Raw genomic sequence first — 12,938 nt, 5'->3', positions numbered from 1 at the left:
CTCGGCTTTTGTTCGGTAGGCAACGCGGGTGATGGGGATCAACGTAACTGTATTCCGATCTGGAAAGGTTTTGGGACCCATGGGGTCCGTCAAATGGCCTCGAAGGTTAAAGACGCCAGCAAATTGAAAACCCCGGACAAAAGACTGCAAATTTGGTGCATCGCTGCCTTGGCCGCGCAAGTCCCGCCATTGCCTCAACCAGCTTCTCCTTATGTCTGCAAAGAGAAGTTGACCAACGGAATGGCAAGGACTTGACCAAGGCCGGGGCTAGCCCCGGCGCCGACGGCGCCGCCCGCTCGATGCATCGGCATCACTGTTCGAATGGGTGTTGAACGACGGTGCGGGCAAAGTCACAACTTGGCTGAGTTCCGGGAACCGATCGGTCTTGTGCGGGATTGCGTTTGCAGCGACGAAATGTTCCTGAAATTTCGGCTCGATCGCTGTTTCAACCTTGGTGATCTCCCGCACGACGCGTTCAATCTCGGCCCTTGAAGAGATATTGCACAACGCGATGCGAGCACCCGTGCCTGCGGCGTTGCCTGCACTTGTTACTTTTTCCAGCGGCGCGTCGGGGATCATTCCCAGAACCATGGCGTGTTTGGTCGAGATATGCGCGCCAAAAGCACCCGCCAGGACGACACGGTCAACCTTGTCGACATTCATTTCATCCATCAGCAGGCGCGCGCCCGCATAGAGGGCCGACTTGGCAAGCTGGATAGCCCGAATATCGCCCTGCGTCACGGTTATGCGCGGACCACCCTCGGGGCTGGCGTCGTGGATCAGATAGGCATGCGTCCGGCCTTCGGGAACGCAGCGGGTGGTACCGGTCTGTACGGCCGACCCGATCAGGCCGCTTTCGTCCAGCAGGCCGGCCATGCGCATTTCGGCCACTGCCTCGATGATGCCCGAACCGCAAATGCCGGTGATGCCGGTCGTGGCGATTTCGGCATCAAATCCTTCCTCGTCCGACCATTTGTCAGAGCCGATAACGCGGAAGCGCGGCTCTTTCGTTTCGGCGTTGATCTCGATCCGTTCGATGGCGCCGGGAGCAGCGCGTTGACCGGAGCTGATCTGCGCGCCCTCAAAGGCAGGGCCGGTGGGTGAAGAGCAGGCCAGCACCCGGGACTTGTTGCCAAGCAAAATTTCCGCGTTGGTTCCCACATCGACGATCAGAACCAGGTCGTCGGACTTGCCGGGTTCTTCGGAGAGGGCCACCGCCGCGCAATCCGCCCCAACATGACCAGCGATACAGGGCAGCACATAGACCTGCGCACGTGGATTCATGGCGGTCAGATCCATCTCGCGGGCTGGCAGGGAGAGGCTTTCGGATGTCGCCAGCGCGAAGGGAGCTTGGCCAAGCTCGACCGGGTCGATGCCTAGCAGCAGATGGTGCATCACCGGGTTGCAGACGAAAACCGTTTCCAGGATCAATTCGGGCGAAATGCCGGCGTCTTCGGCGATGGCTTTGGTAATATCATTGATCGCGTCACGTACGGCAGTTGTCATTTCCCTGTCGCCGCCGGGGTTCATCATCGAATAGCTGACCCGGCTCATCAGGTCTTCGCCAAAACGGATCTGCGGGTTCATGAGCCCGGATGACGCTTTGACCTCGCCATTGCGAAGATCGGTCAAATGGGCGGCAATCGTCGTTGAACCAAGGTCAATTGCAAGCCCATAGATACGTTCTTCGGAGTATCCGGGCCAGATTTCCAGAATTTGGTGAGCGGTGTCACGGTGTCCCTTGTGCAGCGCAACAGTGGCCTTCCAGCCTCCTTTGCGCAGGGCCGGTTGCAGCTTGGACAAGAGCGAAAGATCGGCGGTAACCTTATCGACGCCCCACTGCGCCTTGAGTGCGCGTTCCAGTCGTTCCAGATCGCCGGTGGGCTCGTGCATATCTGGCTCATCAACCTCTACGAAATAGAGATGGGTCGCCGGGTCCATGACGATGGCGCGTGCGGTGGCTGCCTTGCGTACCACCTGGCGATGTACCTGGCTTTCTGGAGGAACATCGATCACGACGTTTCCCTGAACGGTGGCCTGGCACCCCAATCGGCGTCCGGACTTAAGACCGCGTTTATCATCATAGCGCTGTTCGACCGCGTTCCAATCGCTGAGCGCGCCTTCTTTGACCGTCACGCCATGCTTGGGAAATTCGCCATAAGACGGTGTGATCTGACATTTGGAGCAGATACCGCGCCCGCCACAGACAGAGTCGAGATCCACACCAAGCTGTCGGGCAGCCGTCAGGATCGGGGTTCCGACCGGGAAGTGGCCGCGTTTGCCAGATGGGGTGAAGACAACAAGTGGATCGCTGGTCATGACTGGCCTGCCTCTGGAATTCATACGTTTGACGCGCAACATATGGGTTTGCACGAAAAGAGAAAGGCGCCGAACGGCAGGTTTCGGGCGTGTTGCGTCGTTTTCGCACCTTACCGTCAAAAATGATGCGCGTAGGACTCGCCTTTTTCTGTACCCCAATTTCCGCGGATCTGTGAGCTGGGGCTTTCCCTTGCCCGGAAACCATGCAATAGGGTCACCGCCAAACGGGGTTTTGCATGGGGTTAGCAAATGCAGATTCGTGAGGCTCTCACCTTTGACGACGTTCTTCTGGTTCCGGCGGCTTCTTCCGTGCTGCCATCCACCGCCAATACGGCAACGCGCGTGACACGCGAGATCAGCATGAATATTCCGCTGCTCAGTTCCGCCATGGACACGGTGACCGAATCGCGAATGGCGATTGCCATGGCCCAGGCGGGCGGCATTGGCGTGATTCACAAGAATCTGGGCGTCGAGGAACAAGCGCGCGAAGTAAGACGGGTCAAGCGGTTCGAATCGGGCATCGTATACAACCCTGTCACGCTTCGGCCGGATCAGACATTGGCAGATGCCAAGGCCTTGGTGCAGCGTTACAATTTCACGGGTTTTCCGGTGGTTGACGAAAAAGGCCGCGTAGTTGGCATTGTCACCAACCGGGACATGCGTTTTGCCACGTCCGATGACACGCCAATTCGGGTGATGATGACCTCGGACAACCTGGCGATGCTGCGCGAGCCGGCGGATCTGGAAGAAGCCAAGAGTCTGATGAAGGCGCGGCGGATCGAGAAATTGCTGGTCGTGGACGGCAATGGCAAACTCACGGGTCTTTTGACCCTGAAAGACACGGAACAAGCGGTTCTGAACCCTACCGCCTGCAAGGACCGTCTGGGGCGGCTTCGGGTTGCTGCAGCCTCGTCTGTAGGAGACACGGGATTCGAGCGATCCGAAGCGCTGGTCGACTCGGGCGTCGACATTATCGTGGTGGACACCGCGCATGGCCATTCGGCGGGCGTGATCGATGCGGTCAAACGCGCCAAGACCTTGTCGAACGAAGTTCAGATCATTGCCGGGAACGTTGCGACGGCGGATGCGGTGAAAGCGCTGATTGATGCGGGCGCCGATGCTGTCAAGGTTGGCATCGGGCCGGGATCCATCTGCACCACGCGTATGGTGGCCGGTGTGGGCGTTCCGCAGCTGACGGCCATCATGGATTGTGCCGAAGCAGCCGGAGACGTGCCTGTCATCGCTGATGGTGGTATCAAGTTTTCCGGGGATTTTGCCAAGGCCATTGCGGCCGGTGCATCCTGTGCCATGGTCGGATCGATGATCGCGGGCACTGACGAAAGCCCCGGCGAGGTGATCCTGTATCAGGGCCGATCGTTCAAATCCTATCGCGGTATGGGAAGCTTGGGCGCCATGGCGCGCGGTTCGGCCGACCGGTATTTCCAAAAGGACGCAGCTAGCGACAAACTGGTACCTGAAGGGATCGAGGGTCAAGTGCCCTACAAAGGATCGGCGAGCGCGGTCATTCACCAACTTGTAGGCGGGTTGCGGGCCGCCATGGGGTACACGGGCTGCGCCAATGTCGAGGAAATGCGCAGCAATTGCCAGTTCGTCAAGATCACCGGTGCGGGCCTCAAGGAAAGCCATGTTCACGACGTGCAGATCACCCGCGAGAGCCCGAACTATCGTATAGGTTAATCGTTTGGCGGGACTTGGCCTTGCGGCAGCCCTGCCATGTTCGGCTTTTGAAGGTGGACCAGTTGAGGCAATGCGTATCAACGCGAAAACAAACCGGACTTTGTTATGACACCTGCCGCCCGTATTCAGGCCTCCATCGAAATTCTTGACGAGATTCTGGCCGGAACACCGGCCGAGAAGTCTCTGACAGGATGGGCGCGGCGCAGTCGGTTTGCAGGATCGAAGGACCGAGCAGCGATCCGCGACCATGTTTTCGATGCACTGCGCTGCAAAAGATCCTTTGCAGCGTTAGGAGGGGCTGAGACAGGGCGTGGACTTATGATCGGCCTGATCCGGGCCGCCAGTGAAGACCCGACAGACCTTTTTACTGGCGCGCGGCATGCTCCACTGCCTGTCGGTGAAAATGAAACCGGGTGTACACCTGCCTCGGGTGGCGAGGAAAACGACCTGCCCGACTGGTTGTGGTCGCGGTTTCAGGACAGTCTGGGTGACGAAGCACAGGCCGCTGCACAGGCGCTGCGCCATCGCGCGCCGGTTCATCTGCGAGTGAATCGCCTAAAGTCCGATTTGCCACAAGCGGTCGAAGTACTGGCCAGGGACGGGATCGAAGCTCGTTCGCATTCCGCGTGCGACACCGCGCTGGAAATTGTCTCGGGTGCACGGCTAGTCGCAAAAAGCCGCGCTTTTCTGGATGGCCTGGTCGAGCTTCAGGATGCCGCCAGCCAAGCGGTTGTGGCGTCTCTTCCTCTGCGCCCAGGACTGAAGGTGCTGGATTATTGCGCCGGGGGGGGCGGCAAGTCGCTTGCCCTAGCTGCGTCTCGCGGCGTTTCGGTATTCGCCCATGATATCTCACCAGTCCGAATGAGCGATATCCCCGCGCGCGCGCAACGCGCTGGCGTTGATATCACCTTGCTGGATGGCGTGAGTGTCGCCGCCAATTCACCTTATGATATCGTTCTGGTTGATGCTCCGTGCTCGGGCAGCGGATCGTGGCGTCGTGCACCCGCCGGGAAATGGGCCTTGACACCAGAACGACTGACCGAACTGTGTTCTATTCAACAAAGCATCCTGTCGAAGGCTTCGGTGCTTGTTTCAAATGGTGGACTGCTGGCCTATGCAACCTGCTCCATGTTGCGTGAAGAAAATCAAGAGGCGGTGGGCGCCTTGGTCAGGCAAAACCCACAGTGGTCCAGTGTGTTCGAAAAACTATGGTTGGTTTCCGAGGGCACTGATGGGTTCTACACTGCGCACTTGACGCAGAATAGCGCCTCCAGATAACAACTACAGGCGGAGTAACGCATTAAGTTGGGATTAACCCCGGTTGCGCGTAATACCCGGACCAATGACATCAAACGGAGTGTCTCAGTGTCTGCAACCGCCAATCCGGCAATGCCGGTCCGTCACCGGAGTGTCACGAAACCATGGCGTCGTATGGCGTTGTTCGCCTGTATCGTCGTTGTGCTTGTTTCGGCTTTGGCTGGCGACATGACTGATGGCGTAACTCGAGGTTTGTATGCTGTGGGCCTGTCGCTGTCTGCGGTTTTGGTTCTGTCTACCATTCGAGAGTGGAGCCTTGATCGTCGCGCAAAGCTGGTTGACGAACTCGTTTCCTCCTATCTGCACAGCGATACGTCTCCTGGCATTATCACAGATTCCCGAGGATGCGTGCGTTTCGCGAATGCCGCTGCAAAGGCAAGTTTCAATGTTGACGATCATGGTAGTCTCGATGTTTTGCTGCGAAGTTTTTTTCCGTCTCCGGCGGCCGTTCTGTTACGGCTGCAATCTGTTGCGCAAAGGAAGGGAGTGGCACACGATGAGCTCGTAACTGGTCGCGGAATTATCAAAATATCGGCCCAGCTTCTTGGAAAAGACACGTATTTGTGGAGGTTGACCAGTGTTCCGGGGAGTGACAGTTTTAACGGCGATGATGTTGAGGGTCTGCCGATGGTAACGGTAGGGAGATCAAACAGGATCCAGTTTGCAAATGAAGCCGCACACAATCTATTTGGATTCGCACCCGGCAATCTGAAGCAAGTTATTGCCGAGCAAGACATCCGACCCGGGTCCATTGTCAAAGTTCAAAGCAAAACTGGAATGGTACCGGTGGCCATCGCTGAAATTCGCAAAACAGTTGGCAGCAGAAAAATCGCACTCTGCCCGTTAGGACCTGAAGTGTTCATGGCTCCGGCGCCATCATTCAATGATCTGCCCGTTCCGCTGATGCGTCTTTCAGCCCAGGGAGAAGTGCTTGAGACGAACCCACTTGCCGATGAATTGCTTGGTTGCACGCCCCAAGACGGGACCACTGTTGAGCAGATCATGCATGGGCTTGGTCGCCCGATCAGGGACTGGCTGCGCGAAACAATCGAGGGATCGGTCAAACCTCGGTCAGAATTCTTGCGCCTGAGTCGACCGGACAGGGAAACGTTTGTGCAAGTCACGCTTAGCAAGGTGGTTCGCTTCGGTGAAACAAGCTTGATTGCGGTTCTCAACGATGCAACTGAACTCAAGACACTTGAGGCGCAGTTTGTTCAAAGCCAGAAAATGCAGGCGGTCGGGCAATTGGCCGGCGGGGTCGCGCATGACTTCAATAACTTGCTGACTGCGATTTCGGGGCATTGCGACCTTCTGCTTCTGCGCCACGATCAGGGCGATCCCGACTATGGTGACCTTATTCAGATCAACCAGAACGCCAATAGGGCCGCTGCTCTGATCGGCCAATTGCTGGCGTTTTCGCGAAAGCAGACCTTGCGGCCCGAGACGCTGGACATGCGCGATACACTGTCCGATTTGATCCATTTGCTGAATCGGCTTGTCGGCGAAAAGATCACGCTGACCCTCAGTCATGACCCGGTTCTGAAGCCCGTTCGTGCGGACAAACGCCAGTTGGAACAGGTCTTGATGAATCTGGTGGTGAATGCGCGCGATGCCATGCCGAAAGGTGGGGAGATTCGGATTGAAACCGAAGTTGTCGCGTTCGATCAACCACTGAAACGCGACAGGGCAGAGATGCCGATTGGTGAATACGTATCCGTCAAGGTTATAGATGAAGGCGTCGGGATAGCCGCGGACAAGCTGCCAAAAGTATTCGAGCCGTTTTATACCACAAAGCGAACTGGCGAAGGTACTGGCCTGGGCCTTTCAACGGTATATGGGATCGTCAAGCAAACTGGCGGTTTCATATTTGTTGACAGCGTTGAGGGCAGGGGATCCGAGTTTACTTTGTATCTGCCGGTTTGGCATGAGGTTGAAGTTATTGAACCTAGAGTGTCGGATTCCAACACCGTTCCCATTCCAAAACATGGGGAAGGCGTGGTTTTGCTGGTGGAGGACGAAGCGTCGGTCCGCGCTTTTGCGTCACGCGCACTAAGAATGAGAGGTTATACCGTACTTGAAGCGGAAACGGGTGAAGAGGCGCTTGACGTGCTGGCAGAGGGGGAAGTCCTCGTGGACATCATCGTCACGGATGTGGTGATGCCCGGGATGGACGGTCCGACCTGGGTGAAAAAAGCATTGAAAAACCGGCCGGGTGTCAGGGTCATCTTTGTTTCGGGATATGCTGAAGGTGCATTTGGCGAAACAGAGCCGGAGTTTGCACATTCCGTGTTCCTGCCAAAACCGTTCTCGTTAAATCAGTTGACTGAAACGGTTTTTCAGCAGCTGAACTAGGTTTTGTGGCGACAAGGTTTGTCAAAGTGCCGATTGGTAAAGGTCGAAATCATCTGCGTACCTGTGGCGTAGTTGCCGTTCAGTCTCTTCGGTAAGAACCAATGGCATTGGAGGGGACGCGTTCTCGCGCGGCAACTCCAACCTGATCTTAAGCCGGTTCTCCAGAAACTCGATAATCTGGCTCTGGTGATCGTATTTGAACACATGAGAAACAGTGACGCCACCCGCCCGGGGAGTGAGGAATTTGGCCTGGCTGCCAACTTGGGCGAAGGCCGGCTGATCATTACTTCTCAGGTAGCCGCGGACGAAACTGTCGAAATCGATTCCACTGGTCGAGGTGGGTTTGCCGTCTAGAAATGGGCGGCGGCGGTATCGGTACCAGCTTCCCAGCCAGTCGACCGGCTCGCGAACGACCGCCATGACTTCAAGGTCGACGTCGAAAAGCTTCGCAAACATGCTGTTAAAAAAACGATCATACCTGCGAAGGGGGGCGTGCTTCAACTCGGGAGGTCCCGAAACGACGATATCCGCGTGATCCTTCAAAGCCGCGTGGTATGCTGTGGTCCCCGTTTTCGGAACCGACAAAAGGACAAGGCGTTCTTTATAGAAAACAATCATTTATCTTGCGTTCTTCTTTTGGATTTCACGGTCAGAGTGCCGTAAAGGGTTCTTTAATACAATTGGATAAAGCTTCAATTAAGAGATTTGAGTTGAAATGTTCTCTTTTTGGTCCCATAAGGAACAAGAGGCGAACAAAGCAGCGATTGCCGCCCGCTCAAGGGTGTGACAAAAGGAAAGCGACAGGACAATGGCGGATCTTCTGACGATGAGCAGCAAGCAAAACGCGGACAAGCAAAAAGCGCTGGACAGCGCCCTGGCCCAGATCGAGCGTCAATTCGGTAAAGGATCGATTATGAAACTGGGCGGCGACAATGCGTTGCCGGAAATCGAGGCCAGCTCAACCGGCTCTCTGGGTCTGGATATTGCGCTTGGTATTGGTGGCCTGCCGATGGGCCGTATCGTGGAAATCTACGGCCCGGAAAGCTCGGGCAAGACAACTCTCACGCTGCACTGCATTGCCGAACAACAAAAGCGGGGAGGGGTGTGCGCCTTCGTGGATGCTGAACACGCGCTTGATCCGCAATATGCCCGCAAATTGGGCGTTGATCTGGATGAGTTACTGATTTCGCAACCCGACACAGGTGAACAAGCGCTGGAAATAACCGATACATTGGTGCGCTCGGGCGCGGTCAACATGGTTGTTGTCGACTCGGTTGCGGCCCTGACGCCGAAATCTGAACTGGAAGGCGACATGGGTGACAGCAGCGTGGGCGTTCAGGCCCGGTTGATGAGCCAAGCCATGCGCAAGTTGACAGCGTCAATCAGTCGGTCAAATTGCATGGTGATCTTCATCAACCAAATCCGGATGAAGATCGGCGTTATGTTTGGCAGCCCGGAGACCACGACAGGTGGTAACGCCCTGAAATTCTACAGCTCGGTGCGCCTGGACATTCGCCGTATTGGTGCCATCAAGGACCGGGATGAAGTTGTCGGCAACCAGACCCGGGTGAAAGTCGTCAAGAACAAGGTTGCGCCGCCCTTCAAGCAGGTTGAATTCGACATCATGTATGGCGAAGGCATTTCGAAGATGGGCGAATTGCTGGATCTGGGCGTCAAGGCCGGGGTGGTTGAGAAATCCGGGTCGTGGTTCAGCTATGGCGACGAACGGATCGGCCAGGGGCGGGAGAATGCCAAAACCTATCTGCGTGAGAATACCCGCGTTGCTCTGGAGATCGAGGACAAGATTCGTGCGGCCCACGGCCTGGAGTTCGACATGGCGTCCGATGGGGACGAGGACGATATTCTCGAAGCGTGACGATAGCCTGCGAAACAGCAAGAGTATCACTTTCGCGTCGGTCTGGATAAAGTGAAACATGGCAAGGCGATCCGATCGGGTCGCCTTGTTTCGTTTGCCGCATCCTTGCGCTGTGGACTATCGTTCGGGACGTCGCTAAACCATCACAGAACCAAACAAATGCGCGTCGAGAGAGCCACATGCCCACGCTGAACGAGATCCGCTCAACCTTTCTGAACTACTTCGCCAAACAGGGACACGAAGTCGTGGCATCAAGCCCGTTGGTTCCGCGAAACGATCCGACCCTGATGTTTGTCAATTCGGGCATGGTACAGTTCAAGAACCTGTTCACCGGCGTCGAATCCCGAGACTACAAGCGCGCCACGACAGCACAAAAATGTGTACGGGCCGGGGGCAAGCACAATGACCTCGACAACGTAGGGTATACTGCACGGCACCACACGTTTTTCGAGATGCTGGGCAACTTTTCCTTTGGTGACTATTTCAAGGCCGAGGCAATTCCTTTTGCCTGGGACCTGATCACCAAGGATTTCGGTATCGATAAAAACCGGTTGTTGACTACGGTCTATCACACCGATGATGAAGCTTTTGAAATCTGGAAAAAAGTCGGTGTTTCCGAGGATCGGATCATTCGCATCGCGACCTCTGACAACTTCTGGCAGATGGGGCCGACCGGCCCCTGCGGTCCGTGCACCGAGATATTTTATGACCACGGCGATCATATCTGGGGTGGCCCGCCGGGCAGCGCCGACGAAGACGGGGACCGCTTCATCGAGATCTGGAACATCGTGTTCATGCAAAATGAGCAGTTCGAGGACGGCTCGATGCGCGAACTCGACATGCAGTCCATCGATACTGGAATGGGGCTGGAACGGATTGGGGCACTGCTGCAAGGCAGCCACGACAACTATGACACCGACCTGTTCAAAACCCTCATCGAAGCCTCCGCACATGCCACCAATGTCGACCCCTATGGGGATCAGAACGTGCACCATCGGGTTGTCGCGGATCACTTGCGTTCCACCTCTTTCCTGATTGCCGATGGCGTGATGCCCTCAAACGACGGTCGGGGGTATGTGCTGCGCCGTATCATGCGCCGGGCCATGCGCCATGCGCATCTATTAGGGGCGAAGGATCCGGTCATGCACCGCCTGGTACCGACGCTGGTCCAATTGATGGGTGCGCAATACGGTGAACTTGGTCGCGCGCAGGCCTTGATCGAAGAGACTCTGCTTTTGGAAGAGACGCGGTTCAAGCAGACGCTTGATCGCGGCTTGAAACTGCTGGACGATGAGTTGGCTAGTTTAGCGGCGGATCAGCCGTTGCCCGGACAGGCGGCATTCAAACTTTATGATACTTATGGCTTTCCGCTCGACCTGACGCAGGATGCGTTGCGTGAAAAAGGCCGTGCGGTGGATACCGAAGGCTTTGACGCAGCCATGGCAGAGCAGAAGGCCAAGGCGCGCGCGGCCTGGGCCGGTTCGGGTGAATCTGCGGATAATGCAGTGTGGTTCGACGTTCTGGATTCTGTCGGAGCCACGGATTTCCTTGGGTATGAGACTGAAATTGCTGAAGGCCAAATCATGGCCTTGGTCGTGGATGGTGCGCTGGTCGGAAAGATCAACGCAGGCGAGTCCGGTTGGATCATTGTCAACCAAACGCCCTTTTATGGCGAGGCCGGGGGGCAGATTGGGGACACCGGTATCATTCGCAAGATCGATGACCGAATTCAGGCTGCGACAGTCAAGGACACAAGGAAATTCGCTGATGCGAAGGTCTATGCACATCTTGTGACGGTCGACGGGGGCATGATGGCAAAAGGCGATGCTGTGGAACTGGAAGTCGACCATGCTCGCCGCACGGCAATACGCGCCAACCACTCGGCCACGCACCTGCTGCATGAAGCGCTTCGGGAAACACTTGGCGATCATGTGGCACAACGAGGCTCTTTGAATGCGGATGACCGTCTGCGGTTCGATTTCAGCCATTCCAAGGCGTTGACCGATGCAGAGTTGACCAAGGTCGCTGCCGAGGTGAACAGCTTTATCCGGCAAAACACCAAGGTCGAAACCCGTATTATGACACCTGACGATGCCCGCGGGATCGGAGCCCAGGCATTGTTCGGCGAAAAGTATGGTGACGAGGTTCGCGTGGTGTCGATGGGACGAGCGGAAACCGGCAAAGGCCAGGACGGGCAGACTTATTCCATCGAGCTTTGTGGCGGCACGCATGTCAAACAAACCGGCGATATTGGCACATTCGTGCTGCTTGGTGATAGTGCATCATCGGCGGGCGTGCGGCGAATCGAGGCTCTGACCGGAGCGGTCGCTTTTGAGCATCTGACCCGGGAGGCCACCACGCTTGCCGAAGTGTCGGGAATGTTGAAAGCGCAGTCGGCGGAAGTTGCCGATCGGGTCAAGTCCCTGATGGATGAACGCAAGGCGCTACAGAACGAGGTTGCCCAATTGCGCCGGGAACTGGCTATGGCCGGTGGCGCAGGTCAGGGCGGTGGTCAGGAGGCGCGCATTGTCAACGGCATCCGTTTCGTTTCACAAGTTCTGTCTGGTGTGTCAGGCAAGGACCTGCCGTCATTGATAGACGAGCATAAACAGCGGATTGAGACCGGTGCCGTGTTGCTGATCGCAGATGCCGGTGACAAGGCGGCGGTGGCTGCCGGGGTGACCAATGATCTAATCGGTAAAGTGTCAGCGGTGGATCTGGTGCGCGCGGCGGTTGCTGAACTGGGCGGCAAGGGTGGCGGCGGTCGTCCGGACATGGCGCAGGGTGGCGGCAAGGACACCACAAACGCGGATGCGGCCATAAAGGCAGCTGAACAGGTAATTGGAGGATAGGATGGGAGCTCTCTGGATTGCGCATGTCACGGTGACAGACACCGAAGCCTACGGCAAATACGCGGAACTTGCGGGTCCTGCGATCGCCAAGCATGGTGGCAAGTTCATTGCCCGCGGCAGCCGATATGTACAACTGGAAGGAAAGGAAAGACCACGGAATGTTGTGGCGACCTTTCCGTCGCTTGAGGCTGCTGTGGAGTGTTACAACTCGACAGAGTACCAACAGGCGTTGAGCCACGCGCGGGATGCATCCGAGCGTGAGTTGCTGGTTGTCGAGACGACCGAGTAACAAAGGAAGCAATCAATTTTCCTGAGAAAAGCCCGGCCGTACGCCGGGTTTTTTTGTTTTCGGACTAGGACCGGCGGGTTTCTGCCTGTCCAGAAATCACCCCATATCAGCCACATTCCGTTTCGGATTTCCGCCTTTTTTCGGGTTCAGCACTAGGGGCAGTCGTATCGACACTGTCCAAGGGCGCCACATGCATTGCTAAAACCCTTGGATAGAGCTGTTGCGACTACACCGT

General features: G+C 56.5%; 8 protein-coding genes. 6 read left to right on the top strand and 2 right to left on the bottom strand.

Going from position 1 to position 12,938, the window contains the following annotated elements:
• Positions 1 to 267: 267 nt before the first annotated feature.
• Positions 268 to 2,319, bottom strand: coding sequence for an ASKHA domain-containing protein (locus AC2FMY_RS06175; protein WP_480750965.1), 2,052 nt, complete (start codon positions 2,317 to 2,319; stop codon positions 268 to 270).
• A gap of 249 nt (positions 2,320 to 2,568) precedes the next feature.
• Between AC2FMY_RS06175 and guaB the strand changes: the two genes are divergently transcribed.
• The 3 genes from guaB (at position 2,569) to AC2FMY_RS06160 (ending at position 7,686) form a co-directional block, all read left to right on the top strand.
• Positions 2,569 to 4,017, top strand: a complete 1,449-nt coding sequence (gene guaB / locus AC2FMY_RS06170) for an IMP dehydrogenase (RefSeq protein ID WP_480750966.1) — start codon at positions 2,569 to 2,571, stop codon at positions 4,015 to 4,017.
• A 105-nt stretch (positions 4,018 to 4,122) separates the two neighbouring features.
• Positions 4,123 to 5,295: an RsmB/NOP family class I SAM-dependent RNA methyltransferase gene (locus AC2FMY_RS06165; RefSeq protein WP_496745096.1), complete on the top strand. Its 1,173-nt coding sequence runs from the start codon at positions 4,123 to 4,125 to the stop codon at positions 5,293 to 5,295.
• Positions 5,296 to 5,406: 111 nt separating this feature from the next.
• A complete protein-coding gene (locus AC2FMY_RS06160) occupies positions 5,407 to 7,686 on the top strand; it encodes an ATP-binding protein (RefSeq protein WP_496745129.1) in 2,280 nt (759 codons plus the stop codon).
• Positions 7,687 to 7,707: 21 nt separating this feature from the next.
• Here AC2FMY_RS06160 and AC2FMY_RS06155 read toward each other — a convergent pair whose 3' ends face one another.
• Positions 7,708 to 8,142, bottom strand: coding sequence for a gamma-glutamyl kinase (locus tag AC2FMY_RS06155; RefSeq protein WP_496745098.1), 435 nt, complete (start codon positions 8,140 to 8,142; stop codon positions 7,708 to 7,710).
• A 352-nt stretch (positions 8,143 to 8,494) separates the two neighbouring features.
• On the opposite strand from AC2FMY_RS06155, the gene recA reads away from it, so the two are divergent.
• The 3 genes from recA (at position 8,495) to AC2FMY_RS06140 (ending at position 12,703) form a co-directional block, all read left to right on the top strand.
• Entirely contained in the window at positions 8,495 to 9,562 is a 1,068-nt protein-coding gene (gene recA, locus AC2FMY_RS06150; protein ID WP_480750969.1) for a recombinase RecA, read from the top strand.
• A 179-nt stretch (positions 9,563 to 9,741) separates the two neighbouring features.
• Entirely contained in the window at positions 9,742 to 12,414 is a 2,673-nt protein-coding gene (gene alaS, locus AC2FMY_RS06145) for an alanine--tRNA ligase (RefSeq protein WP_496745100.1), read from the top strand.
• Position 12,415: 1 nt separating this feature from the next.
• The gene (locus AC2FMY_RS06140) at positions 12,416 to 12,703 is read left to right on the top strand and encodes a DUF1330 domain-containing protein (RefSeq protein ID WP_480750971.1); all 288 of its coding nucleotides are present in this window, start codon (positions 12,416 to 12,418) and stop codon (positions 12,701 to 12,703) included.
• Positions 12,704 to 12,938 lie beyond the last annotated feature (235 nt).

The sequence above is a fragment of the Ruegeria sp. YKSE079 genome (assembly GCF_059612845.1).
The sequence above is the reverse complement of the archived record's forward strand: the minus strand, read 5'-3'. Positions and strand labels throughout refer to the sequence as shown.

What these genes read in the sequence shown, in the direction of transcription:
- AC2FMY_RS06175 (WP_480750965.1), bottom strand. Translation starts at nt 2,319, where the DNA reads ATGACCAGCGATCCACTTGTTGTCTTCACCCCATCTGGCAAACGCGGC.
- guaB (WP_480750966.1), top strand. Translation starts at nt 2,569, where the DNA reads ATGCAGATTCGTGAGGCTCTCACCTTTGACGACGTTCTTCTGGTTCCG.
- AC2FMY_RS06165 (WP_496745096.1), top strand. Translation starts at nt 4,123, where the DNA reads ATGACACCTGCCGCCCGTATTCAGGCCTCCATCGAAATTCTTGACGAG.
- AC2FMY_RS06160 (WP_496745129.1), top strand. Translation starts at nt 5,407, where the DNA reads ATGCCGGTCCGTCACCGGAGTGTCACGAAACCATGGCGTCGTATGGCG.
- AC2FMY_RS06155 (WP_496745098.1), bottom strand. Translation starts at nt 8,142, where the DNA reads ATGTTTGCGAAGCTTTTCGACGTCGACCTTGAAGTCATGGCGGTCGTT.
- recA (WP_480750969.1), top strand. Translation starts at nt 8,495, where the DNA reads ATGGCGGATCTTCTGACGATGAGCAGCAAGCAAAACGCGGACAAGCAA.
- alaS (WP_496745100.1), top strand. Translation starts at nt 9,742, where the DNA reads ATGCCCACGCTGAACGAGATCCGCTCAACCTTTCTGAACTACTTCGCC.
- AC2FMY_RS06140 (WP_480750971.1), top strand. Translation starts at nt 12,416, where the DNA reads ATGGGAGCTCTCTGGATTGCGCATGTCACGGTGACAGACACCGAAGCC.